This is a genomic window from Pseudomonas sp. TE12508 (genome assembly GCF_056279485.1).
The window spans coordinates 194,724-220,029 of the sequence record NZ_JBWCCN010000005.1 but is presented as its reverse complement, the minus strand read 5'-3'; the positions used below and the strand labels follow the sequence as shown (position 1 = coordinate 220,029).

General features: G+C 59.3%; 15 protein-coding genes and 1 pseudogene. 12 read left to right on the top strand and 4 right to left on the bottom strand.

Annotation, left to right across the window (positions count from 1 at the left end; all coding sequences use genetic code 11):
- Positions 1-238 precede the first annotated feature (238 nt).
- The 5 genes and pseudogenes from ACZ9IM_RS08910 to ACZ9IM_RS08890 all read left to right on the top strand — a co-directional run bounded on the left by ACZ9IM_RS08910 (position 239) and on the right by ACZ9IM_RS08890 (position 6,292).
- Positions 239-2,446 (top strand): DUF1631 domain-containing protein, encoded by a 2,208-nt coding sequence (locus ACZ9IM_RS08910; RefSeq protein WP_476223720.1) that lies wholly within the window; start codon positions 239-241, stop codon positions 2,444-2,446.
- Positions 2,447-2,510: 64 nt separating this feature from the next.
- Positions 2,511-3,080, top strand: a complete 570-nt coding sequence (gene ampD, locus ACZ9IM_RS08905) for a 1,6-anhydro-N-acetylmuramyl-L-alanine amidase AmpD (protein ID WP_427623410.1) — start codon at positions 2,511-2,513, stop codon at positions 3,078-3,080.
- A 2-nt stretch (positions 3,081-3,082) separates the two neighbouring features.
- Positions 3,083-3,919, top strand: a complete 837-nt coding sequence (gene ampE / locus ACZ9IM_RS08900) for a regulatory signaling modulator protein AmpE (protein WP_476223719.1) — start codon at positions 3,083-3,085, stop codon at positions 3,917-3,919.
- 375 nt (positions 3,920-4,294) lie between these two features.
- A pseudogene (locus ACZ9IM_RS08895) lies at positions 4,295-5,434 on the top strand (HAMP domain-containing protein); the annotation flags it as partial.
- A 144-nt stretch (positions 5,435-5,578) separates the two neighbouring features.
- Positions 5,579-6,292 (top strand): methyl-accepting chemotaxis protein, encoded by a 714-nt coding sequence (locus ACZ9IM_RS08890; protein WP_370694719.1) that lies wholly within the window; start codon positions 5,579-5,581, stop codon positions 6,290-6,292.
- 188 nt (positions 6,293-6,480) lie between these two features.
- Here the strand turns inward: ACZ9IM_RS08890 and ACZ9IM_RS08885 are convergent, their stop codons facing one another.
- Together ACZ9IM_RS08885 and cra are read right to left on the bottom strand one after the other, a co-directional pair.
- Positions 6,481-7,257: a TatD family hydrolase gene (locus ACZ9IM_RS08885; RefSeq protein WP_476223718.1), complete on the bottom strand. Its 777-nt coding sequence runs from the start codon at positions 7,255-7,257 to the stop codon at positions 6,481-6,483.
- Between the two features lie 3 nt (positions 7,258-7,260).
- Positions 7,261-8,256 carry a catabolite repressor/activator gene (gene cra, locus ACZ9IM_RS08880; RefSeq protein WP_007900424.1) on the bottom strand — a complete coding sequence of 332 codons (996 nt, stop codon included), beginning with the start codon at positions 8,254-8,256 and terminating at the stop codon, positions 7,261-7,263.
- A 301-nt stretch (positions 8,257-8,557) separates the two neighbouring features.
- Here cra and ptsP point away from each other — a divergent pair, with 301 nt between their 5' ends.
- The 4 genes from ptsP (at position 8,558) to ACZ9IM_RS08860 (ending at position 15,845) form a co-directional block, all read left to right on the top strand.
- The gene (gene ptsP / locus ACZ9IM_RS08875; protein ID WP_192346309.1) at positions 8,558-11,419 is read left to right on the top strand and encodes a phosphoenolpyruvate--protein phosphotransferase; all 2,862 of its coding nucleotides are present in this window, start codon (positions 8,558-8,560) and stop codon (positions 11,417-11,419) included.
- On the top strand, positions 11,419-12,360 hold the full coding sequence (gene pfkB / locus ACZ9IM_RS08870; protein ID WP_427623405.1) for a 1-phosphofructokinase: 942 nt from the start codon (positions 11,419-11,421) through the stop codon (positions 12,358-12,360). The genes ptsP and pfkB overlap by 1 nt, the downstream gene beginning before the upstream one ends.
- Positions 12,361-12,371: 11 nt before the next feature.
- The gene (locus ACZ9IM_RS08865; protein WP_476223717.1) at positions 12,372-14,111 is read left to right on the top strand and encodes a PTS fructose-like transporter subunit IIB; all 1,740 of its coding nucleotides are present in this window, start codon (positions 12,372-12,374) and stop codon (positions 14,109-14,111) included.
- A gap of 192 nt (positions 14,112-14,303) precedes the next feature.
- Positions 14,304-15,845 (top strand): alkaline phosphatase D family protein, encoded by a 1,542-nt coding sequence (locus ACZ9IM_RS08860; protein WP_476223716.1) that lies wholly within the window; start codon positions 14,304-14,306, stop codon positions 15,843-15,845.
- A 179-nt stretch (positions 15,846-16,024) separates the two neighbouring features.
- Here ACZ9IM_RS08860 and ACZ9IM_RS08855 read toward each other — a convergent pair whose 3' ends face one another.
- Entirely contained in the window at positions 16,025-18,553 is a 2,529-nt protein-coding gene (locus ACZ9IM_RS08855; RefSeq protein ID WP_427623400.1) for a PepSY domain-containing protein, read from the bottom strand.
- Between the two features lie 307 nt (positions 18,554-18,860).
- Entirely contained in the window at positions 18,861-21,119 is a 2,259-nt protein-coding gene (locus ACZ9IM_RS08850) for a TonB-dependent receptor (protein WP_476223715.1), read from the bottom strand.
- Between the two features lie 206 nt (positions 21,120-21,325).
- Here ACZ9IM_RS08850 and ACZ9IM_RS08845 point away from each other — a divergent pair, with 206 nt between their 5' ends.
- The 3 genes from ACZ9IM_RS08845 (at position 21,326) to ACZ9IM_RS08835 (ending at position 25,268) form a co-directional block, all read left to right on the top strand.
- Positions 21,326-22,006, top strand: a complete 681-nt coding sequence (locus tag ACZ9IM_RS08845) for a Fe2+-dependent dioxygenase (RefSeq protein ID WP_476223714.1) — start codon at positions 21,326-21,328, stop codon at positions 22,004-22,006.
- Positions 22,007-22,063: 57 nt separating this feature from the next.
- Positions 22,064-22,765 (top strand): tetratricopeptide repeat protein, encoded by a 702-nt coding sequence (locus tag ACZ9IM_RS08840; RefSeq protein ID WP_476223768.1) that lies wholly within the window; start codon positions 22,064-22,066, stop codon positions 22,763-22,765.
- Positions 22,766-23,051: 286 nt separating this feature from the next.
- Entirely contained in the window at positions 23,052-25,268 is a 2,217-nt protein-coding gene (locus ACZ9IM_RS08835) for an alpha-xenorhabdolysin family binary toxin subunit A (RefSeq protein ID WP_476223713.1), read from the top strand.
- Positions 25,269-25,306: the final 38 nt, after the last annotated feature.

The window sequence follows — 25,306 nt, the reverse complement described above, 5'->3', positions numbered from 1 at the left end:
GCAAGGGGCTCTCATAAACGTCTATTTCTTTGGGGCGGGCAGAGTCTGCTGGCACAAGGAGAGTCTTTTGCAGATAATTCGCCTTGCATTTGACGTCATAGCTTTGACGTAGCTTTGGATTCCTTATTATTGAATGACTACGGGTGATGATTGTCCCCGTTGAGTGTCGGCTGTATGGCCGGCGTACTCGATCTTTCTTACGAACCGAACCGAAGAATCACCGTTTCAGGAGGCTTGGATGCACAACGACGGGAATGTAGTGCCTTTGCACAAGGCCGCTACCGACCAGGCGACTCACTCGCCGCTCGCCCGCCTGCCCGTGATTCTGCTTCAGGTTCGCGACAAGGCCGCGCAACAGCTCAAGGAGGGTTTGCAGGCGCTGTTCGATAACGCCGACGACACCCTGTTCGAAATGGCCGACCGCGCCCGCAACGACGTCGAGCAAAACATCTTCTTCGAAGCCATGCGCGATTTGCGCCTCAAGCGCAAAAGCATCGAACGCGGTTTTCTTGAGCAATTCTCCGAGGCTTTCGTCGGCCTCATTCATCACGACACCTCTCAGGCTGCCTTTCCCCCGGCACTGGTTTTCGATGCCGCGGTGCCGTTACCCCATGACGACATGGAACGTAATGTGGCGGTGGAGGGCATGGTCGGCAAAGTGCTGAACCGCGACGGCTTCGCCCTCGACCAACTGACAGCCCGGCTCAGCATGCTGCTGGGCAAGGCGTTGATCGAACGGCAAAACCCCATGGGGCCGACGCTGCTCTGCGAGTATTTCTTGCAGGCCGGGCGCAACCTGGGGATGGAGATCAAGGTCAAGCTGATCATTCTCAAGCTGTTCGAACGCTATGTGCTCAGCAATGCTGATCAGCTCTACGCCGAAGCCAATCAACTGCTGATCGCCACCGGCGTGCTGCCGGACCTCAAGCCCGCCCCGGCGCGGCGTGCCACCGATCGGGCGGCTGCGAGTGTTCATGCTGATCCCGTCGAGACAGGCGTGCGAACTGGCAATACGCAGATTGACGAAGGCGTGCAGGAAGTCTTCGCCGCCTTGCAGGAATTGCTGTTCCACGTGCGTGGCAGCGTCGCGCCGACCCTGGAGGTCAGCGCCCAGGCCCAGCCCATCTCAACCCGCGACCTGCTGCGCCTGCTCTCGCATTTGCAGCAATACGTACCGGAACTGGCGGCTCCAGACGACTTCGATCTGCGTAACCAGCTCGAACAACTGCTGACCCGGGGCAGCGTCAAAAGCGGCAAATCGCGCGTGGTGGGGGTGGCCGACGAAGACGTGATCAACCTGATTGCCATGCTCTTCGAATGCATCCTCGATGACCGTAACCTGCCGGACTCGCTCAAGGCGCTGATCGGCCGTTTGCAGATCCCGATGCTGAAAGTCGCGGTGCTCGACAAGAGTTTTTTCAGCCGCAGCAGCCATCCCGCTCGGCGTTTACTCAACGAAATCGCCGCTGCAGCCATGGGTTGGGGCGAGTGTGACGACCATGAGCGCGACAGCCTGTACCTGCGCATCGAGCAAGTGGTGCAGCGTTTGCTGAACGACTTTGTCGATGACCCGGCAATCTTTTCCGAATTGCTGGCGGATTTTCTCGCCTTCACCAATGACGAGCGCCGTCGCAGCGAATTACTCGAACAACGCACCCGTGACGCCGAAGAAGGCCGCGCCAGGACCGAACTGGCGCGTCAACGCGTCGAGCAAGCGCTGAACCAGGCGTTGGTGGGCAAGGTGCTGCCGCACAGTGTGGTGGCGTTTGTCCAGGAGGCCTGGAGCAAAGTGCTGTTGCTGACCTGCCTCAAGCACGGAGATCAGTCCGCCGAATGGCACGCCGATGTGCAGACCATGGCGCAACTGATCTGGAGCGTGCAGCGCCATGACGAGCCCGACGCGAGTCTGCGCTTGTTGGCGCTGGTACCGGGGTTGCTCAAGTCGTTGCGCGATGGTTTGAACAGCTCGGCATTCGATCCGTTCGCCACCGGCGAGTTTTTCAGCAAGCTGGAAGCTTTGCACGTCCAGCTGTTCGAATGTCCAGGCCAGAAAAGCATGGCCGTTGACGCACCGATGATGGTTCAAGTGCAGCAGCAAATCGTGCTTCGCAGCGCTGACGAAGACCCGGTCGAGACCGCATCGATGCGTTTGCCCCAGGACGATGTCGCTTTGCTTCAAGTCGATCAGTTGCGCCTGGGCTGCTGGGTCGAGTTTCAGGAAGATGAGGAAAACACCCTGCGCTGCAAGCTGGCGGCGATCATTGAAGCTACCGACAAGTACATCTTCGTCAACCGTACCGGGATGAAAGTGCTGGAGCACAGTCGCACCGGTCTGGCCCTGGAGTTCCGGCGTGGCGCGGTGCGAACGCTGGACGACACCTTGCTGTTCGACCGGGCACTGGAATCGGTGTTGGGCAACCTGCGGCGTCTCAATCGCGGCAAGTGATCGCGCGCCGAGGGTCTATCGCGGCATACTGGGCACTAACACAGTCGTCGTTGAAGGAACCTGTATGCAGTTGGACCCCGCGAGCGGTTGGTGTCAGGGCGTGCGCATATGCCCCTCGCCCAACTTCAATGCGCGCCCTGAGGGCGAAATCTCCCTGCTGGTGATCCACAACATCAGTCTGCCGCCAGCGCAGTTTCTGACCGGCAAGGTGCAGGAATTTTTCCAGAATCGTCTGGATGTCACGGAACATCCCTACTTTGCAGGAATCGCCGACCTGCGGGTGTCTGCGCACTTTCTGATTGAACGTGACGGCACCGTCACTCAGTTTGTCTCTTGTCTTGAGCGCGCTTGGCACGCTGGCGTCTCGTGTTTCGAAGGACGGGATACCTGTAACGATTTTTCCGTGGGCATTGAGCTCGAAGGCACGGATGATCTGCCGTTCACCGACGCCCAATATCAAGCGTTGACGGCCCTGACCCGACAGCTGCAAAGCGCCTTCACGGGTATCACCGCACAACGCATCTGCGGGCATAGCGACATCGCACCCGGGCGCAAGACTGATCCGGGACCGGCGTTTGACTGGGCACGCTATCGCGAGTCTCTGGCAAAAGCTGCTCTGGAAAAAAAGGAGTGACAATGAGTTTTCTGGTGCTGCTGTTGGCGGTGTGGATCGAGAAGTTCTCGGCCCTGCGCCATCGGGTTCAACGTGATGGGGGTTGGGTGCGCGAGCTGCACAAGCTTGAAGTCAACCCGCGCATGACAAACCGTCCGTGGCTGATACTGGTGGTGCTGGTGTTGTTGCCGGTGGCGCTGCTGGGTTTGCTGTTGGTGGTGCTGGAGCCGGTAGCCTACGGTTTGCTGGCGTTACCGGTGCACCTGCTGGTGGTCATCTACAGTCTGGGTCGTGGTGATTTGCTGGCCGACCTCGGGCCGTTCCGCGATGCCTGGCGCCGGGAAGACCTGCAAGCCGCCGCCCATGTGGCCAAACGCGACCTGAATATCTGCGCCGACAGCGGCGAGCAACTGCTGGAGCGAGTTGAAGGGCATCTGCTGTGGCAGGCCTATCAGAGCTTTTTCGCGGTGATCTTCTGGTACTTCCTGCTGGGCCCGGTTGCCGCGTTGAGCTATCGACTGCTGGCGCTGGCCGAGGAGCACGGGCAGAACCCGGCCGTGGTCGAGCGAGCGGCACAGCTGCGTCATGCATTCGATTGGGTACCGGTGCGACTGCTAGCGGCGAGTTTTGCGCTGGTCGGCAACTTTGTCGCGGTCGGCCGGGTGATGCTGCACGAGCTGCTGAACTGGAACATTAGCGCCGCCCAACTGATCGAGAAAGTCGGGTTGGTGGCCGGTGAAATTCCGGCGCCGATGGTCGGGCCGGACGGCATCAACAGCCTGGACCGGATCTGGGAACTGCTGCTGCGCGCGGCAGTGCTTTGGTATTCCGGGTTTGCGTTGTGGACTGTTTTGTCCTAAGCCACAACGTGTCTGAAGTGAACTTCATTGTGGCCTGGGGCTTGCCTGTGGTGAAGGGGCTTGCCTGTGGCGAGGGGGCTTGCCCCCGTTGGGTCGCGAAGCGGCCCCCAGCGTCCGTTCAGACAGATCGAGTTGTCCGGATTTACGACTGCTGCGCAGCCGAACGGGGGCAAGCCCCCTCGCCACAGGGGGCTCATCCGCTCCAACAACGGTTCCCCGCCGTTAACCTTAAGTTACAAAACCTTCCTCCGATTTAGGCTATACAGAGATAGCGCCAATAGTGGCTATCTGCTGTCTCTGCGCGCCTGCCATAAAAATAAGAATTCAAAGGGAGACTTCACAGTGAAGAGCTTGCTCTATCCCGCCGTCGCGCTGATGAACCGCCTGAGCTTCGGCATGAAGTTCAGCCTGATCAGCGTGCTGTTCCTCGTGCCGATGCTGGTGACCAACTTCTATCTGGTGCGCGATTCCTATCGCGAATTCCAGGGCACACGGGTCGAGCTGCAGAGCCTCGACCTGCTGGGTAGCGGCCTGAGCCTGCGCCGGGATCTGGAAACCCTGAATAACCTGGTGCAGATCAACGTCACCCTTGGCCAGTCCGGCAAGGCCGGTCATGTCGAGTCGAACATCAGCGCTCTGGAGCAAAGTGTTCTGACCCGTTTGCAAGGGCTGGCGGCGATGACCGCTGACCCGGAACAAATCACCTTTTTCGATGGCAAACGCGATGAAATGATCGCCGCGTTCAAGGCCCAGCAAACGGAAACCTCCCTGCAAAGCAAAAGTGCGCTGATCGGCAAGTTGCTCGGCAACGCGCAGATTTTCAGCCAGATCATTGCCAGTCAGGCCGGCCTGAGCCGCGACAGTCAGAGCGACATGCGTCAGCTGAGCGAGCTCATTACCAGCGTCACGCCAGCCGTCACCCAGACGCTTGGCGAAGGCCGGGCGATGGGCTCTTACTCGTTGGGACAGGGCTTTCTCAATTCGGCGTCAAGCACCCGTTTCGATGAATTGCTGGCGCAGATCGAAAAGCTTCAAGCCGAATACGGTCTGAAATTGCAGGATGCTCTGGGCTCCAGTAAAGCGGCGCACGAAACCCTGGCCACCCAGGCTGAAAGCAGCAAGGCCTCTCTGAAAAAGGCCAGTGAACTGTTCGAAGAACAGGTGGTGATGGCTGACACCCTCGATGCACCGTGGCATGTCTTTTACGATCAGGTCACGGGCCTGATCGACCAGACTTACCAACTCAATGAAGCCACCCTGAAGTTTCTCGGTACCCAGTTGCAGCAGCGGCTGGAGCAGCATCGCACCCATATGATCTTGCAGGTGGTGGCATTGGCGGTGGTGTTTGTGTTGATTTTTTACCTCTATGGCGGTTTCTACGCCTCGACCCGCACCACCCTCAAGCGGCTTGGCGCGGTGATGGATAAAGTGGCGGCCGGCGACATGACCGTGACCTTCAGCGCCAACAGCCGCGATGAACTGGGCGAGTTGGGTGAGGTATTCACCGGCACCGTGAAGAAAATCCATGACCTGATCGAGCGGGTGGGCCAGACCGTTGGTGAGGTCGAGCGTCAGGCCGGCCAGGTCGAAAATGTGTCCGCCCAGAGTAATCAGGCGGTAGCGGGGCAACGCACGCAGATCGAGCAGGTCGCCACCGCGATGAACCAGATGTCAGCCACGTCTCTGGAGGTGGCGCGCAGTGCCGCGGCGGCCGTCAGCAGCGCCCATAGCGTCAACGACGAGACCATCAGCGGGCGCGGGCTGGTGGAGTCCCAGCAGGGCAGCATCGCTGCACTGGCCAGTGAGATCGATCAGTCGGTGCGGGTGATCAATCAACTGGCCAGCGACAGTCAATCCATCAGCCGTGTACTGGAAGTGATCAAAAGCATCGCCGAGCAGACCAACTTGCTGGCGCTCAACGCGGCCATCGAAGCCGCGCGCGCAGGCGAGCAGGGCCGTGGTTTTGCGGTGGTGGCGGATGAGGTCCGTACACTGGCCAAACGCACCCAGCAATCGACCGAAGAAATCGAGCAGATGATCGCCAAACTGCACAGCGGTGTCGGTGCGGCGGTCAAGGCGATGGGCACCAGCCATCAGATGGCTAACGGCACGGTCGGGCAGTCGGAAAAGGTTCAGCAGGCGCTGGAAAACATCCTCGGCGCCGTCGGCATGATCGTCGACCAGAACCAGCAGATTGCCGCCGCCGTTGAGCAACAGACTGCCGTGGCTCACGACATTGACCAGAACATCGTCGAGATCAACCGTGCCGGTGAGCGCACCGCTGACGGCGCGCACCAGACCGAAAATGCCAGCCGAGCGTTGTCGGCGCAGGTGGTGGAACTCAAGCAATTGATCAGCGCGTTCCGGGTTTGATGCCACGGAGTTGATTTACTGTGGGAGCAGGCTTTTGTGGCGAGGGGGCTTGCCCCCGTTGGGTCGCGAAGCGGCCCCCGGCGCCCGTCCAGACAGACCAAGTTGTCCGGATATACGACTGCTTCGCAGCCGAACGGGGGCAAGCCCCCTCGCCACAAAAGCCCACAGGTATTGCGTGAATCAACGGATCACCAGTTGAACAACTCGCAGGCGTTAGCCGTGCTGGCGGACGCCAGTCGTTCGGGGCTGACTGCCATGATGGCGGCCAGTGCCGCGCAGATTGCTGGCAAATGAGCCGGGCTATTACGTTGGCCGGGGAACATGGCGGGGGCCATGTCTGGTGAGTCGGTTTCCAGTACCACCGATTCAACGGGCAAACCGGCGAGCACGCGGTGCATGCGCAGGGCCTGCGGCCAGGTCGCGGCGCCGCCGAGGCCGAGTTTGAAACCCAGCTTGATGTATTCGCGAGCCTCTTCCTGGCTACCGGCGAAGGCGTGAATGATTCCCGCGCGCTTCAAGCGAAACCGTTTGAGCGTGGCAATCACCGCCGCATGGCTGCGTCGCACGTGAATCAGTGCCGGCAGATTGAAGTCCGCCGCCAGTTGCAGTTGAGCGTCGAACAGCGCTTGCTGGCGTTCGCGATCCAGGGTTTCGATGAAGTAGTCCAGACCGATTTCGCCCACCGCGCATAGCTGTCGATGGCCCGCCAGACGCGTCAGCCAATCACCGAGTTCGGTCAAATCCTCAGGGCGATGGTCATCCAGATACACCGGGTGCAAACCGAACGCCGCATGCAAATCGGGATCGCTTTGCACCAGATCCCAGACCCGCTGCCAATTGGCCTGATAAACCCCCAGCACCACCATCCGCCGCACGCCGAGGGCGCGGCTCTCGGCCAGCAGCGCCTGACGATCCACGTCGAAATCCGGGAAATCCAGATGAGTGTGGGTGTCGATCAGTTCCACGGCTCAGTCCTGATGAATTCGCTGCTTGAAGGTCCGAGCGATGGCCTGCACGCCGGGCTGGTAATCAGCTTGTTCAATGGCCGCCAGCGCCAGTTGCAGCGCCTTGTCGGCGATCAGCTGATGCTGCTGGGACATGGCGTTGACCGGCAGCGGCAGGAAGTCCAGCAACTGCGTATCACCGAAGGTGCCCAGGCGTAGCGGGCGGGTTTTCAGCGGGAAGTCATGCAAGGCATCGAACACGCCCTGAAGCAGCACGTAGGAGGTGGTTACCAACGCATCCGGCAAATGGCCCAGGCGCTGAAGCAATTCTTCCATCAATTGTTTGCCGCATTCACGGCTGAACGACTCGCCGTGCTCGATCAGCGCCTCGCCTTTGAAGCCGTTCAGCGCTTCCTTGAAACCTGCGGCCCGCTCCTGGCTGATACTCAATTCAGGACGGGCACCGATCAGCGCTATCTGCTTGGGCAACGGGTCCAGCAGGCTGCGGGTAAGCTGCAGACTGGCTTCGCGGTCGTCACTGATCACCGAGCAAAAGTGCTCAGGCTCCATCACCCGGTCGATGGCGATGATCGGAATGCCTTTGGCCTGCAACTGGCGGTAACTGTCATCGCCGGCCGGCAGGCAACTGGCGACGATCAGTGCATCGCAGCGGCGGGCGCGGAACAGTTGCAGCAATTGCCGTTCGCTGTCTGGCGCATCGTCGGAGCTGGCGATCAGCAGCTGATAGCCGCGAGCCCGGGCGCCTTGTTCCAGCAGTTTGGCGATTCGCGCGTAACTGGGGTTTTCCAGGTCCGGCAGAATGAACCCCAAGGTGCGGGTGTGCCGACTGCGCAGTCCGGCGGCCTGAGGGTTGGGTGTGAAGCCATGTTGTTCGACAACTGCTCGCACGCGCTCGACAGTGGCGCTGCTGATACGTTGCTGTTCGGCCTTGCCGTTGATGACATAACTGGCGGTGGTCACGGAGACGCCGGCCAACTGTGCAATATCACTGAGTTTCAACCCGGTATTTCCTTGTTTATTCGAGCGTGCCCGGCATTTTCGCCAATCCTACCCGATTCGGCAGGCGATCATTGTGGCAGCACATCCGACAATTGGACTTCAAGGATGAGACATTATCGAGTAACGTGCCTAACATTCTAGATTAAACGTTTCAGCAAGCGTATTTTCTACGTTCCAGGTCGCTTTGGTCGGTTCTGCCGCGAAACCGCCAAAACTGCCCCTGAAAAGGCGCTCCCAAAGGGCCTAAGCTGAATCAATCAAAACAATACCTGGCGTCACATGGCGCCAAAAAGGAGAAAGCATGCTCGAGCTCACCATAGAGCAGATATCCATGGGCCAGTCGGCTGTGGATAAAGCCACCGCCCTGCAATTACTCGCTGACCGACTTGTGACCGATGGCCTGGTGGCGGATGGTTACCTTGCGGGCTTGCAGGCCCGGGAAGCCCAGGGCTCGACCTTTCTCGGTCAAGGTATTGCCATCCCCCACGGCACCCCGCAAACCCGTGATCTGGTGTTTTCCACCGGCGTGCGGCTGATGCAGTTTCCTGACGGCGTGGACTGGGGAGATGGCCAGATCGTTTATCTGGCCATCGGTATCGCCGCCAAATCCGATGAACACCTGCGCCTGCTGCAACTGCTGACCCGCGCCCTCGGTGAAACCGATCTGGGCCAGGCCCTGCGTCGCGCCAGCTCCGCCGAAGCCTTGCTGAAACTGCTGCAAGGCGCGCCGCAAGAATTGGCGCTGGACGCACAGATGATCGGCCTCGGAGTATCAGCCGATGACTTCGAAGAACTGGTCTGGCGCGGCGCCCGCTTGCTGCGTCAGGCCGATTGCGTGAGCAACGGTTTTGCCGGCGTCTTGCAGCAGGTCGACGCGCTGCCGCTGGGCGATGGTCTGTGGTGGCTGCACAGCGAACAAACGGTGAAGCGTCCGGGCCTGGCGTTCGTTACCCCGGACAAACCCATGCGCTACCTCGGTCAGCCGTTGAGCGGGCTGTTCTGCCTGGCCAGCCTCGGTGAAGCCCATCAGGCATTGCTCGAACGCCTTTGCGCGTTGCTGATCGAAGGCCGTGGTCATGAGCTGGGCCGTGCCACCAGCAGCCGCGCGGTGCTGGAAGTCCTCGGCGGTGAAGTGCCGGCTGATTGGCCGAGCGCACGCATTGCCTTGGCCAACGCCCACGGTTTGCATGCGCGCCCGGCGAAGATTCTCGCGCAACTGGCGAAAAGTTTTGAAGGCGAAATCCGCGTACGCATCGTCGATGGCCACGACAGTGCGGTGTCGGTGAAGAGTTTGAGCAAGCTGCTCAGCCTCGGCGCCCGTCGCGGTCAGGTGCTGGAATTCATCGCCGAACCAACGATCGCTGCCGACGCCTTGCCCGCCTTGCTGGCGGCCATCGAAGAAGGCCTCGGTGAAGAAGTCGAGCCGCTGCCGGCAGTGAGCCAACATCGCGAAGTGATTGCCGATGTTGCCGAAGTGCTGCTTGCACCGGCCTCCGGCAGTTTGATTCAGGCGATTGCTGCCGCGCCGGGTATCGCCATCGGCCCGGCGCATATTCAAGTGCTGCAAGTTATCGATTACCCGCTGCGCGGTGAGTCCGCCGCCATCGAGCGTGAACGTCTCAAGCAAGCGTTGGCGGATGTGCGTCGCGACATCGAAGGCCTGATCGAGCGCAGCAAGGCCAAAGCGATTCGCGAGATTTTCATCACTCACCAGGAAATGCTCGACGACCCGGAACTGACCGACGAAGTCGACACCCGTCTCAAGCAAGGCGAAAGCGCCGAAGCGGCGTGGATGGCGGTGATTGAAGCCGCTGCCAAACAACAGGAGTCGCTGCAGGACGCTTTGCTCGCCGAACGTGCCGCCGACTTGCGCGACATTGGTCGTCGGGTGCTGGCGCAATTGAGTGGTGTCGAAACCCCGGCCGAGCCGGAGCAGCCGTACATTCTGGTGATGGACGAAGTCGGCCCGTCCGACGTGGCGCGTCTTGATCCGACGCGCGTGGCCGGCATCCTCACCGCTCGCGGTGGCGCCACGGCCCACAGCGCCATCGTCGCTCGTGCCCTGGGTATTCCGGCGTTGGTGGGCGCCGGTGCCGCGGTGTTGCTGTTGAAACCGGGCACACCGCTGTTGATCGATGGCCAACGTGGTCGCCTGCACGTGGACGCCGATGCCGCCACCTTGCAGCGCGCCACCGAAGAGCGCGACACCCGCGAACTGCGCTTGAAAGCCGCCGCCGAACAACGCCATCAACCGGCGCTGACCACCGATGGTCACGCGGTGGAAGTATTCGCCAATATCGGTGAAAGCGCCGGCGTCACCAGTGCGGTGGAGCAGGGCGCCGAAGGGATTGGCCTGCTGCGCACCGAGCTGATTTTCATGGCCCACTCGCAAGCGCCGGACGAGGCGACTCAGGAAGTCGAATACCGTCGTGTGCTCGATGGCTTGGCCGGTCGACCGCTGGTGGTGCGCACCCTCGACGTCGGTGGTGACAAACCGCTGCCGTACTGGCCGATCGCGAAAGAAGAGAACCCGTTCCTCGGCGTGCGTGGCATTCGCCTGACCCTGCAACGTCCGCAGGTCATGGAAGCGCAGTTGCGCGCCTTGCTGCGTGCGGCGGACAACCGTCCATTGCGGATCATGTTCCCGATGGTCGGCAGCGTCGATGAGTGGCGTCAGGCTCGGGACATGACCGAACGTCTGCGCCTGGAAATCCCGGTTGCGGACCTGCAACTGGGGATCATGATCGAAGTGCCGTCGGCTGCTTTGCTGGCGCCGGTGCTGGCCAAGGAAGTGGATTTCTTCAGCGTTGGTACCAACGACCTGACGCAATACACCCTGGCCATCGACCGTGGTCATCCGACCTTGTCGGCCCAGGCTGACGGCTTGCATCCGGCGGTGCTGCAACTGATCGACATCACCGTGCGTGCGGCTCATGCTCATGGCAAATGGGTCGGCGTGTGCGGTGAACTGGCGGCCGATCCGCTGGCGGTACCGGTGCTGGTGGGCCTGGGTGTGGATGAGTTGAGCGTGTCGGGCCGCAGCATTGCCGAGGTCAAGGCGCGCATTCGTGAACTCAGCCTGACCCAGACTCAAACCCTTGCCCAACAGGCCCTGGCCGTGGGCAGCGCGAACGAAGTCCGTGCATTAGTGGAGGCCCTGTAATGGCCAAGATCTTAACCCTGACCCTTAACCCGGCACTGGACCTCACCGTTCAATTGCCGATGCTTACCGCCGGTCAGGTCAATCGCAGCGACGAAATGCACACCCACGCCGCCGGCAAAGGGGTGAACGTGGCGCAGGTGCTGGCCGACCTCGGGCATCAGCTGACCGTCAGCGGTTTTCTCGGGGAAGACAACCTTCAGGCGTTCGAAACCCTGTTTGCCAAACGCGGTTTTACCGACGCGTTTGTCCGTGTCCCCGGCGAGACCCGCAGCAACATCAAACTGGCGGAAAGCGATGGGCGCATCACCGACATCAACGGCCCGGGGCCGAGGGTCAGTGAAGCGGCGCAGCAGGCCTTGCTCGATCGACTCGATCAGATTGCTCCAGGGCATGACGCGGTCGTCGTGGCCGGTAGTTTGCCCCGTGGCGTGAATCCTCAGTGGTTGCGGGAACTGATCCAGCGTTTGAAAAAGCGCGGTTTGAAAGTGGCGCTCGACACCAGCGGTGAAGCCTTGCGCGCAGGTCTGGTGGCCGGCCCCTGGCTGATCAAACCCAACACCGAAGAATTGGCGCAAGCGCTGGGTTGCGAGGTGGTTTCCGTGGGGGCCCAAGCCGAGGCGGCGAGCCGTTTGCATGCACATGGTATCGAGCACGTGGTGATTTCCGACGGTGCCGACGGGGTGAACTGGTTCAGTGTCGGCTCGGCCATGCACGCCACGCCACCCAAGGTCAGCGTGATCAGCACCGTTGGGGCAGGGGATTCGTTGCTGGCGGGCATGCTGCACGGTTTGCTCAGTGCCGATACGCCCGAACAAACCTTGCGCACCGCCACCGCGATTGCCGCCATGGCCGTGACCCAGATCGGTTTTGGTATCGGCGACACCGCGCAACTGGCGCACCTCGAACAGGGCGTGCGCCTGCGCCCCCTGACAGAACAATAAGAGGGTTTGCAATGAAGTTAGCCATTGTTACGGCCTGCCCGAACGGCATGGTCACCAGTGTGCTGTGCGCTCGTCTGCTCGATGCAGCGGCCCAGCGTCAGGGCTGGAGCACCAGTGTCGAAGTCGTTGATGCGGCCCATCCGGAACGTCAACTGTCGGCTGCGACCATCGAAGCCGCCGAGTGGGTGTTGCTGGTCACCAGCGCGCCGGTGGATATGTCGCGATTCGTCGGCAAACGTGTATTCCAGAGCACCCCGGCCCAGGCCCTGCAAGATGTCGAAGCGGTGCTGCGTCGTGGGGTGGAGGAGGCTGAGGTTTACGTCGCGCCCGAAGCCGCCGCCGAGCCTGCCGCCGCCGTTAAAAGCGCGCCGCGCCTGGTAGCTGTCACCGCGTGCCCGACCGGCGTCGCCCACACCTTCATGGCCGCCGAAGCCTTGCAGCAAGCGGCCAAGCGTCTGGGCTACGATCTGCAAGTGGAAACCCAAGGCTCAGTCGGCGCGCGTAATCCACTCAGCGCAGAGGCGATTGCCGATGCTGACGTGGTGCTGTTGGCGGCAGATATTGACGTTGCCACCGAGCGTTTCGCTGGCAAGAAAATCTACCGTTGCGGCACCGGCATTGCGCTGAAACAGGCCGAAGCAACGCTGAACAAAGCCTTGGCCGAAGGCAAGCAGGAAAGCGCTTCGACCGGCGCCAAAGGCCCGGCCAAGCAAGAGAAGACCGGCATCTACAAACACCTGCTGACCGGTGTCTCGTACATGTTGCCGATGGTGGTGGCGGGCGGTCTGATGATCGCCTTGTCCTTCGTGTTCGGTATCACCGCGTTCAAGGAGGAAGGCACGCTCGCGGCGGCGCTGATGCAGATCGGCGGCGACACCGCGTTCAAACTGATGGTGCCGTTGCTGGCAGGCTATATCGCCTACTCGATCGCCGACCGCCCGGGCCTGGCGCCGGGGATGATCGGTGGTTTGCTGGCGAGCACCCTGGGTGCCGGTTTCATCGGCGGGATCATTGCCGGTTTCATCGCCGGTTATGCAGCCCAGGCGATCAACCGTTATGCGCGTTTGCCGCAAAGTCTTGAGGCGCTGAAACCGATCCTGATCATTCCGTTGCTGGCGAGCCTGTTCACCGGTTTGGTGATGATCTATGTGGTCGGCAAACCGGTGGCCGGGATGCTTGCAGGGCTCACGCACTTCCTCGACAGCATGGGCACCACCAACGCCATTCTGCTGGGTGTGCTGCTGGGCGGCATGATGTGCGTCGACCTCGGCGGGCCGATCAACAAAGCCGCTTACGCGTTTTCGGTGGGGCTGCTGGCGTCGCAAAGTTATGCACCGATGGCCGCGACCATGGCAGCTGGTATGGTGCCGCCGATTGGCCTGGGCATCGCCACGTTCATTGCCCGGCGCAAGTTCGCCCAGACTGAACGCGAGGCCGGTAAAGCGGCGCTGGTGTTGGGGCTGTGCTTTATCTCCGAAGGGGCGATTCCGTTTGCGGCGAAAGACCCGCTGCGGGTTATTCCGGCAAGCATCGCCGGCGGTGCGCTGACCGGCGCGTTGTCGATGTATTTCGGCTGCAAACTCATGGCGCCGCACGGTGGATTGTTCGTGATGCTGATTCCGAATGCGATCAACCATGCGCTGTTGTATCTGCTGGCGATCGTGGCCGGGAGTCTGCTGACGGCGGTGACGTATGCGCTGCTCAAGCGGCCGGAAGCGGTGGAGCTGGCGCTGGAACCGGCCAACGCTTAAAAGCAAAAGACGCCAAACCCTGTGGGAGCGAGCCTGCTCGCGATGAGGTCAGCACATTCAACATTCATGTTGGCTGTCAGACCGCATCGCGAGCAGGCTCGCTCCCACAAGGATTTGTGGTGTTGCCTGATTGTTGTGTCATACCTGATTCATGCGGCCATGTTTTAGTTTTCCTTTTTCAGGGAAAACACCATGAGCGAATTCGACCTCGGCCGTCGTCGCGTCATGCAAGCCGTTGGCGCCGGGCTGTTGCTGCCCGGCCTGGCCCCGGCGGTGATTGCTTCGGTCAAGGATCGGCCGCAACTCACCGATGGCGTGCAGTCCGGCGACCTGTTGGGCGACCGGGCGATGATCTGGAGCCGTAGTGACCGCGCGGCGCGGATGGTGGTGGAATGGGACACCCGCAGCCTGTTCAATAACCCTCGTCGATTCGTCTCGCCATTGGCCGATGCCGGCACCGATTTCACCGCCCGGGTCGAACTCACGGGCCTGCCGGCCGATCAGGCGATTTTCTACCGCGTGACGTTTGAAGACGCCCAAAGCGGTGTCGCCAGTGAACCCTGGTTCGGTCATCTGCGCAGTGTGCCCACCGCTCGGCGGAATATTCGGTTTGTCTGGAGCGGCGACACGGTTGGTCAGGGCTTTGGCATCAACCCGGACATCGGCGGTATGCGCATCTACGAAGCCATGCGTCTGCGCCTGCCGGATTTTTTTATCCACAGCGGCGACACCATCTACGCCGACGGCCCAGTGCCGGCGCAACTGACCACCGAGAGTGGCCGGGTGTGGCGCAATATCACCAGCGAAGCCAAGAGCAAAGTCGCCGAAACCCTCGACGACTATCGCGGCAATTACCGCTACAACCTGATGGATGAAAACATCCGCCGCTTCAATGCCGAGGTCCCGCAAATCTGGCAGTGGGACGACCACGAAGTGGTGAACAACTGGTCGCCGGGCAAGCAACTGGATGAGCGTTACAAAAGCAAAAATATCCACAGCCTGGTGGGCCGCGCGCGCCAGGCCTGGCTGGAATACGCGCCGATGCGCTTGCAGAGTGCCGATGACGGCGGGCGGATTTATCGCAAGCTGAGTTATGGGCCGATGCTGGATGTGTTCGTGCTTGACATGCGCAGTTATCGCGAAGCCAATGACGACAACCTCGGTGCCGCCAAACCGTTTCTCGGTCGAGAACAATTGGACTGGCTCAAACGCGAATTGAAAGGCTCCCTGGCCCAATGGAAAGTCATTGCCGCCGACATGCCCATCGGCCTCGGCGTACCCGACGGTGAAGTCAGCCCCGGTGTGGCGCGATGGGAAGCGGTGGCCAATGGTGACCCTGGCCCGGCGCAGGGCCGTGAAGTGGAAATCGCTGAATTGCTCGGTTTTCTGCGGGCGCAGCGGGTGCGTAATTTCGTATTCCTCACGGCGGATGTGCATTACTGCGCAGCGCACCATTACCACCCGGATCGCGCGGCGTTTCAGGACTTCGAACCGTTCTGGGAATTTGTCGCGGGGCCGTTGAATGCGGGGAGCTTCGGGCCGAATGCGCTGGATAAAACCTTCGGCCCCGAAGTGGTGTTCGAGAAAGCACCACCGGCGCAAAACACCTCGCCGTTTGCCGGGTTTCAGTTTTTTGGCGAGGTGAATATCGACGGGCAGACGGGGGAGATGAGTGTGGTGTTGCGGGATCTGGATGGGGTGGGGGTGTTTGAGCGCACGTTGGCGCCGGTGTGAGAAGAAGTAAGCCGACACTCGATCAATGTGGGAGCGACCTGTGGCGAGGGGGCTTGCCCCCGTTTGAGTGCATAGCACTCACAAAACCTTTGGTACATCAGAGATTTTGGGGCCGCTTCGCAGCCCAACGGGGGCAAGCCCCCTCGCCACAGGTCGCTCCCACATTTAATGGTGCGGTGTCAGTAGACGTCGCGGCGGTAGCGGCCTTGTTCGATCAGGCGGTCGACTTCTTCAATGCCGAGCAATTCGTTGAGCGCGTGATCCACCCCTGAAGCCATCCCCTGCAAACTGCCGCAGATGTAAATCACAGCGCCATCGGCCAGCCATTTTTTCAACTCGTTGGCAGATTCGCGCAAGCGATCCTGCACATAGATCTTCTCTGGCTGATCTCGCGAGAACGCCAGATCCAGTCGCGTCAGATCACCGTTGATCAACCACTCTTCCAGTTCCGCGCGGCACAGGTAGTCGTGCTCGCGATGACGCTCACCGAACAGCAGCCAGTGACGCTGCTGCCCGTCGGCAATCCGCGCCTTGAGCAAACTGCGCAACCCGGCCAGCCCGGTGCCGTTGCCCAGCAGAATCATCGGCACTGGTTCGTTCGGTAGATGGAAACCACTGTTGCGTCGTACCCGCAGGCTGATGCTGCTGCCCACGGGAGCGTGTTCGGTCAACCAGCCGGAACCGACGCCCAGGCTGCCGTCGGCATGCAATTCCTGACGCACGATCAACTCCAGCACACCGTCGGCGGCGATCGAGGCGATGGAGTATTCGCGCATGGCCAACGGCACCAAGGCGTCTGCCAGCGCTTGTGCATGCAGACCGACCAGATGCGCGCGGTTCTCGGGCAGTTGGCGGCTGGCCAGGGCTTGTTCCAGCGTTTGCGACAGGCCATCGAACTCCACCGTGGCCCGACCGTCGATCCCCAGGCCGTCGAGGAAATGCTCGATGGCCCACGGACAATTGCGCGGCAGCACTTCCACCAGATCCCCGGCCAGCCAACTGCTGGTAGTGGGGGCGCTGAGGCCAAGCAAATACACGGGCGAACCGCTGCTGTCCGGGTTCATCAATTCGCGGCGGGTCAGGGTCCAGTTGTCGTAGCTCGGCGCTTGCCAGGTATCCACCGGCGCCTGGCCCGTCAGCAGGCCGAGTTGCTGTTGCCAGTGACGCAGGGCGTAGGGGTCGCCGCTGTCGACCTCCACCGGGGCGAACAAGGTCTTGCCGCCGTGCTCACCCAGCCAGGTGTGCAAGCGGCGGGCGAAGCCGCAGAAGTGTTGATACTGGCGGTCACCGAGACCGAGCACGGCATAGTTAAGGCTGTCGAAGCTCAACGCCCGACCCAGCACTTTGCGTTCGAATCCTCGGGCGCTGTCCGGCGCTTCACCGTCGCCGAAGGTGCTGACCACAAACAGCGCGTTGCTGGAATCCTGCAGGTCCTGTTCGCTGACATTGGCCAACGGTTGAACCTTCACCGGCAACCCGGCGGCCTGCAATTGTCCGGCGGTCTGCCAGGCGAGCTGTTCGGCAAACCCGCTCTGACTGGCGAAGCCGATCAGCCATGCCGGTGCATCACCGCCCGGTTGTGCGAGGCCTTTGCGGGCGTCCTTGATCTGGCGTTTCTTGCGTCGACGGTCCAGGTACAGCAACCAGCCAGTGATGAAAAACAGCGGCATGGTCAGCGCGGCGATGGTCAGGATAATCCGCCCGATCATCCCGAAATAACTGCCAACGTGCAGCGCATAGATACTGGTCAGCAGCTGCGCCTTGAGGCTCTTGTCGCTGTAGCGGTCATGACGGCTGACGATGCCGGTCGCCGGATCGAGAGTGAGCTGGTTCCGTGCCTGGTCGTGGGGGGAGTTCCTCAGCAGGTAGAACACCGTTGCCGGTTGCCCGGCCACGGGCGGCATACGCACGTTGTAGGACGCAAGCCCAGGGCCGGCGGCGCTGTAGATGCTGCTCCATATCGCAGCGTAATCGGCAGTCGGGGCCGGGCCGCTTGGCGCAGGACCGCGACCACTGCGCACCCGCTCGTTCTGCGGCGAATCGGAAAGCAGCCGGGTCAGGCCTTTGTTGTACCACTCGTACGACCAGGATAGCCCGGTCAGCGCTGCCAAAAGATAGAACACCAGGCACCAGGTGCCGGCCACTGAGTGCAAATCCCAGTTGAAGCTGCGACCCTTTTTATTCCAGTCCAGGGTCAGCCAGGCGCGCCAGCTTTTCCACTGACGTGGCCAACGCAAGTACAGGCCGGACAGGCAGAAGAACACCAGAATCAGGGTACAGGCGCCGGTGATCTGCCGGCCGATATCGCCCATGGCCAGGACCCGGTGCAGTTGCAGCATCAGGCCAAAGAAATCCTGGCCGGTGACGTCGCCCATGAACTCGCCGGTGTACGGGTCGAAGTAACGCATCGGCCCGCGACGTTCACCGGGTGGCGCCGTGAAGATCACCCGCGCGGCGTTGCCGCTGTCGGTCTCGACCCAGAGCATCGAGACTTTCTTGCCCGAAGCGCCTTCGATTTTTTCTACCAGCTCGGCAGGTGGCAGTACACCGGCAATCTGCTTTTCGACGTGCAGCACAGAGGGGTTCAACGCCCGCAGGATTTCATCCTGGAACGATACCGCCGCCCCGGTGATGCCCATCAGGGCCAGGACCAGTCCGGCGCTGATGCCGAAAAACCAGTGCAACTGGAACAGGGATTTCTTCAACACGTCGCTCGCCTTGTTCGTTCAAAAGTCATCATCACGGCGCGCATTATGCCGTGAGTTGTCGAGAAGCATTCTTTTTTACACACAAAAGCCCCGTTCACTTCGATGAACGGGGCTTTGGCCTAATGCCAGTCAGTTACGCCGCGGAACTTGTGGGAGCGGCGGTGCGGCGATCCGACTTGCCCGCGAAGACGGCGGTACAGTCACCTTTGATGTCGCTCCATACACTGCTTTCGCGGGCAAGCCCGCTCCCACAGGGATTCTCGTTTAACTGACTGGCATTGGGCTTTTGGCCTTCATGTTTCTGTTATCAGAAGTGGAAGTTGGCACTCAGCAGGGCGGTACGGCCCGCCGCCACATGGGCGTAGTGGTTCTGGAGTATCTGATCGAAGTAACGCTCGTCGGTCAGGTTCTGCACGTTGAGTTGCAGGTCGACGTTCTTGGTCAGGCGGTAGCTGGCCATCGCGTCGTAACGCCAGTAAGACGGGATCTCCACCGAGTTGGCGACGTTGCCGAACTGGGAATCGACGTAGGTCGCACCGGCACCGACGGTCAACTTGTCCGGCACCAGGTCGTAGGTCGACCAGAACGTGAAGTTGTTCTGTGGCGTGCTTGGCATGTGGTTGCCTTCATCGGCGGCGAGGGTGGTTTTGACCACTTCGCTGTCCATGTAGGTGTAGCCGCCGAAGACTCTCCAGTTACGGGTCAGCTTGCCGGCGTAGCTCAGTTCCAGGCCATTGACCTGCTGTTCGCCGTCCAGTACTTGCGTGGTGCCGCCGTCCGGATCGTTGATCCGCGCGTTGGTTTTCTCGGTGCGGAACAGCGCGGCGGTCAGCGACAGATCGTCACCGAAGAAGTCCCACTTGGTGCCGATTTCGTAGTTGCGGTTCTTTTCCGGGTCCAGACGGCTGTTGTTCGCGGCCAGTTCAAGGCCACCGTTGCCGCTGGTTTCGCCGGCCGGGTTGCTGGAGGTCGAGTAGGCCGCGTAGATGCTGCCGTTAGGCAACGGGTTGTAGACCACGCCGATCTGGTAGTTCACCAGGTCGCTGGTGTTCTCACGGGAGAAACTGCCCGCTGGCGCTGTGCTGCTGGCGTTGGCGAAGCCACTGGATTCGACCTGGTAGTTGTCATAACGCAGGCCCAGGTTCAGGGACCATTGCTCGTTGAACTTCAGGGTGTCGAACACGTAGGCCGCGGCGGTCTTGACGTTGGTATCGGTGAAGGCTTTGCTGTCGGTGATCCTGCCGTTCCAGTTATCCCCTGGCGTCGGGTTGTACAGGCTGGTGCAGTCGCCGGAAGTGAACAGGGCGCTGTTGCATCGCGTGCCGCTGGCGCTGGAGGTCAGGAGGTACGGACGGTTGTGGGTGTCCTGGTGGGAAAACTCCAGACCGGTCACCAGACTGTGCTCGATGGCGCCGGTGTTGAACCTGGCGCTCAGGTCGGTCTGGTTGATCCAGCCGCTGGACGTCGAGTTACGGCTCTTCGCACCCCGGTACACGTTGCCATTGACCACGTTGCCCTTGCTGTCGTCCGGGTTGGTGACGATGTAGTCCAGGGTCGAACGGGACATGCGGAAGCTGTTCGATACGGTCAGGTCTTCATTCAGATCGTGTTCGATCTTGAGGGTGCCGCTGTCATTGGTGGTCTGGCGAAAGTCGCGACCGGTGAGGCCGTAGAAGTTGTCGCGGTCAACGTTGGCCGGCTTGTCGACGTTGTGCTTGCTGCGGTTGGGGCTCAACGTCAACGGGATGCCGTAGTCGGGCATGTCGTCGGTCTCGACGTGGTAGTAGCCGACGGTCAAGCGGGTATCGGTGCCCAGGCCGAAGGCGAAGGACGGCGCCACACCCCAGCGACTGACATCCACGGTATCACGGCCGGCGACGTTAGCTTCGTGCTTCATCAGGTTCAAGCGTAAGGCCGAGGTGTCGGTCATCTGCTGGTTCAGATCAAGGGTGGTGCGCTGGGTTTGATCCGAGCCCCAAGTGAAGCCGCCGTTGTAGGAATTGCCCAGCTTGGGGGTCTTGCTCACCAGGTTCAGGCTGCCACCGGTGGAGCCGGCGCCGGTGAAGGCTGAACCCGGGCCCTTGCTGACTTCGATCGATTCAACGTTGAAGATTTCGCGGCTCTGGGACGCAGGGTCGCGCATGCCGTCGACGAACGTGTCGCTTTCGGCGTTGAAGCCGCGAATGATCGGACGATCGCCGGCCGGGTTGCCGCCTTCGCCGGCACCAAAGGTGATCCCCGGGGTGGTGCGCAGGGCGTCGACCAGACTGGTAGCGCCGGTGTCGCGAATCACTTGTTGCGGAATCACGGTGACGCTTTTCGGCGTCTCGCGCAGTGGCGCGGTGTACTTCTTGGAGGCCGAAGTATCGGTCTTGTAGGAGGTGTCGTTCTGCTCGCCCACAACGCTGGTCGCGTCCAGGGAAATCGCATTGTTCGGTGCTTTTTCGTCGGTCTTCTCGGCCGCGAAAACCATGTGACCCGCAGAGCCGGCGGTGATCGCCACGCCAATTGCAGACGCGAGCAAGCGTGGTGAACTGACCGTTGATTGTGGTTGTTGGCGTGACATGTGAATTCCCCTCCCCAAGGATTTGAGGCCGCGGAATGTAGAGTAAATACGTATTTGTATCAATTGCGAAACGTTGCTATTCGCGACAAATTTACATTCTTTACAATTTACCTTTACGGTTTTTGCGGTTTCATTCGTCACACGGGTTTTACACGGGCAATAAGAATCAATACCATTAGCGCCCCTTTGCCTTCAGGTGTCTTTCCATGTTGCTGCACATTCCCGGCGTGTTCGCGAAAGAAGAAGTGCAGCGTATTCGCGAGGCCCTGACGCAGGCGGATTGGGCCGATGGCAAAATCACCGCCGGTTACCAGTCGGCCAAGGCCAAGCACAATCTGCAACTGCCGGAAGGGCATCCGTTGACCAAGGAAATCGGTGCGGCGATGCTCGAGCGGTTGTGGAAAAATCCGCAGTTCATGTCGGCGGCATTACCGCACAAGGTCTTCCCACCGTTACTGAACTGCTACACGGCCGGTGGCAGTTTCGACTTCCACATCGACAACGCCGTGCGTCAGCCCAAGGGCAGCATCGAGCGTGTGCGCACCGACCTGTCGGCGACGCTGTTTTTCAGTGAACCGGAGGAGTACGACGGCGGCGAGCTGGAAATCCAGGACACCTTCGGTACTCAGCGCGTGAAATTGCCGGCGGGCGACATGGTCCTGTATCCCGGCACCAGCCTGCACAAGGTCAACGCCGTTACTCGCGGCAACCGTTACGCCTCGTTTTTCTGGACGCAAAGCCTGGTACGTGAAGACAGCCAGCGCGCCTTGCTGTTCGAGATGGATGGGGCGATTCAACAGTTGACCCAGGACATGCCCGACCATCCTTCATTGATCCGCCTGACCGGCACCTACCACAACCTGTTGCGTCGCTGGGTCGAGGTGTAAGTGACGGACTTTCGGTTGCACCGCGAGGAAATCCTCGACGGCGACCGCCTCAAGTCGATGCTCGAAGAAAGCCCGGCGCGAGCGGCTCAGGCGATCCTGATCGCCGCCCGTGAAGGCGTGCTCGATGCTCAGGCGTTGCTCGGGCAGATCCTGCTCGACGGCCGTGGCATCGCTCAGGATCAGCCGCTGGCGCTGCGCTGGTTCGAGATCGCCGCCCAAGGCGGACACTTGATGGCGCGCAACATGCTCGGCCGTTGTCATGAACATGGCTGGGGTTGCACCGCCGATGCTTCGATAGCTGCGGGGCATTATCGTGTTGCCGCAAAAGCCGGACTGGATTGGGCGATGTACAACTACGCCAATCTGCTGGCTACTGGTCGTGGAGTGATCGAGGATCAGGTGCAAGCGCTGAATCTGTATCGGCGGGCAGCTGAGTTGGGCCACGCGAAGTCGATGAACCTGCTGGGGCGTTATCTGGAAGAAGGCCGGGTTTGCCCGGCAGATCCGCAAGCAGCCCGTGACTGGTATCGACGCTCGGCGGTCGGCGGGGATTTTCGTGGGCAATTCAGTTATGCAGCGGTGTTGGCGGATGAAGGCAAGATCGACGAGGCGCTGGGTTGGCTGCACAAGGCACTGGCCGGAGGAAACGTAAATTTTTTGTGGGTGAGCGTTGAAGCATTGTCAAGCGCAAATCATCCACAGATTCGTGGGATGGCTGAAGTTTATCAACAGCGATTATCTCAATTGGTCGCATTGTAACGGGTTCAATATTCCTGTCAGCGATCACCTAATAGTAAAATTTCCATATTAAAAATGTCGTACTGTAAAAGTGGGTGTGCGTGATATTTGTTGGGTCTGAACTCTGCTCTGACTAATAGGTTTTAATATCTGCTGTCTTGAATTTTAATATTTAAAGACTTGTTGATCTGTGTCGTATCGCCTTAAGGTTGTTGTCGCAATATTAGTAAGTGTCGCCGGAAGCGGCTATTCAGTATTGTTGTTGAATTAATTTTTCTTAAGATTCGAAGAAGACAAGGAGTCTCTGATGGAATTGAAGGTGGATAACAAGGTGGTCGAAGCCGCCGCAAAAGCACCCCGGGTATTTGTGAGTGCATCGCTGGGTGAGGGTGAAGAATATAATCGCGGAACGGGGATACAGTTAACCAAGGATCAGATTATCAGTCTGAAGAAATATGAAACTTTGGGGCTGTCTCTTCCTGTTCGGCTACAAGATGTAATTGCATACTTGAATTACGGCTCGGGTGATCAGGGCGGCGTGGGGCTGACCGCCGGTGACTTTCTACGTACATTCACCATGACCTATGATCATGCCAAGCGCTGGTCACCATTGCGCGAGCAAATAATGCTGACAGGCACCGACCTGAAGATTTTTGCCGGCAGCATTATCAGGACAGGTAACGGAATTGTAGATGTGTATGAGGACCTCAAGGCATCGAAATACCTGGAAGAGCACAATATCAATACGCCGGAAGAATATCTGAAACTGAAACTACAGATTCCAGGTCTTCCCGATCTTGAGCTGTCTCCGGAAGATGTTCCGGATATCAAAGCCTATCTCAATGACCTGCTGTCCAAGGTCAAGCAATGTCATCAGAAAGCCGAGCGGGTGCGAGCCGAGCTGGACAGTTTTGGCACTGATATGCGTGCGCAAGTGCTACCGGAAATTAAGTTGCGGCTGGAGTTTGTTTCGAGGAATACATATCAGGCAGATATTAAGGTTCTTCAAGGTGAAATTGACCAGCGTTCGAAAGAGATTGATGACCTTAATAAACAATATGATCAGCTGGTTCAGGAAGCGATCAAAGCTGCAGCAACCCTTAATATTGGCGGGTTAATTCTCGGCATCTATCAGGGTGTCAAAGCTGAACAGATACGCAGTCAGCGTAATAAGCTTAAAGAGTTACAAAAAGCCGCCAATCATTTGATGGCCAGCAAAAGCCAGACACTGAGTTCCTTGAACAAAGTGCGTGATGATCTCCAAAACCTGAGTTACGTAGCGATTGAAGCTGAAGTAGCGACTCAAAATCTTATGCTGGTATGGAATGCTTTGAGTACCTACATTGAGGGTTCTATAAAAGACGTCGATATGCTGGAGGAAGCAACCTCCTTGAGACGATTCAAAAATCAGATGCTCAGTATCGTGGAACCTTGGGAGCAGATAAAAGTAAGTTCGGATCAGTTGCTCAGCGTGTTTGCAGAGGCTGAGAAAGATTATGAGAGCAATCGTTTGGTTTTTTGGGGTGGGATGGCTATGCGTTCGTTAAATTATAATTTGGATTTTCCAACTTTTAATGTGGCAAATCTGCGCGGCCATAATGCTGCGGTACAAGGATCGAATACCTCTGCGCAAATGCTTTTCGAACAATTTGATTACTTGCCGGGCACCGTTGGTGCAATGAATAATCTGGCGCTCGCTATCAACAAGGCAACATTTGATCTGCGCATTCAGGCTCAGTCACTCACTCTTTATCTGGAGCGTGCCGAGAAAAAGCTGAAAGGCTACCAGGCAGAACTGGTTTATCCAGACGATGCGGACGAGGTTCGTGAGGACATGGAGGTGGAGCTCAAGAATCTGTCCAATAAAGTCTCCGCACATACTGAAGATTTAAAAAGTATGCATAAGGGTGTTAGTGCCCCATATGACAGGGGGGCTTCGGAAGAATGGATTGTTACTCTCACGCAGGATCGCACATTCGCGGAAGACCTCAAGAGTAAAACCGATGAAAAGCTGACCGAACTGAGCGAGCAGATGAAGTCGGTGTCCGAAGCGATCGACTTGATCGCAAAAGCTGGAGTCGAAAAAATCGGCGAAGAGGCTCAGTTGTCGCTTGAAAGTTTGAAAACGCTAGGCTTGGCGCCACCGCAGGTTGAAGTCGCGTTATTGGCTATTGATATGCTTAAAAAAATGATCTCGGGTATTGGTGAGGCTATTTCTTTTCTCAATATGTTGGCCGCATATAACCGACTCAAGGAGAAGGCAGGTGATTTGCGAGTACAGTCGCAAAAGTACGCTAAGGATATTGTCTGCATTGATGGGAAAATTAATCTGGTCAAGGCATTAAATGAGTTGGATGACGGTCGTTCGAAATACGTGAATGAGTTTTCGAATCTGATTGGTGACATTGAAAAGTTTTCTCGTGAGTTTAGGCAAGATGCTTCGCTGTCCGTTGAGGTGCGAGCGGATAATGCGATTGCCAAAATCGTAGATGTTATTAAATACTTGAAACCTATTTATCAATAATTAGGGGTTGAGGGGGCTGGTCACATGCCCGCCCCCTC

Bases quoted from the DNA above. Each gene is read 5' to 3' on its own strand.
- ACZ9IM_RS08910 (WP_476223720.1), top strand. From the start codon at position 239: ATGCACAACGACGGGAATGTAGTGCCTTTGCACAAGGCCGCTACCGAC.
- ampD (WP_427623410.1), top strand. From the start codon at position 2,511: ATGCAGTTGGACCCCGCGAGCGGTTGGTGTCAGGGCGTGCGCATATGC.
- ampE (WP_476223719.1), top strand. From the start codon at position 3,083: ATGAGTTTTCTGGTGCTGCTGTTGGCGGTGTGGATCGAGAAGTTCTCG.
- ACZ9IM_RS08890 (WP_370694719.1), top strand. From the start codon at position 5,579: ATGAACCAGATGTCAGCCACGTCTCTGGAGGTGGCGCGCAGTGCCGCG.
- ptsP (WP_192346309.1), top strand. From the start codon at position 8,558: ATGCTCGAGCTCACCATAGAGCAGATATCCATGGGCCAGTCGGCTGTG.
- pfkB (WP_427623405.1), top strand. From the start codon at position 11,419: ATGGCCAAGATCTTAACCCTGACCCTTAACCCGGCACTGGACCTCACC.
- ACZ9IM_RS08865 (WP_476223717.1), top strand. From the start codon at position 12,372: ATGAAGTTAGCCATTGTTACGGCCTGCCCGAACGGCATGGTCACCAGT.
- ACZ9IM_RS08860 (WP_476223716.1), top strand. From the start codon at position 14,304: ATGAGCGAATTCGACCTCGGCCGTCGTCGCGTCATGCAAGCCGTTGGC.
- ACZ9IM_RS08850 (WP_476223715.1), bottom strand. From the start codon at position 21,119: ATGTCACGCCAACAACCACAATCAACGGTCAGTTCACCACGCTTGCTC.
- ACZ9IM_RS08845 (WP_476223714.1), top strand. From the start codon at position 21,326: ATGTTGCTGCACATTCCCGGCGTGTTCGCGAAAGAAGAAGTGCAGCGT.
- ACZ9IM_RS08840 (WP_476223768.1), top strand. From the start codon at position 22,064: ATGCTCGAAGAAAGCCCGGCGCGAGCGGCTCAGGCGATCCTGATCGCC.
- ACZ9IM_RS08835 (WP_476223713.1), top strand. From the start codon at position 23,052: ATGGAATTGAAGGTGGATAACAAGGTGGTCGAAGCCGCCGCAAAAGCA.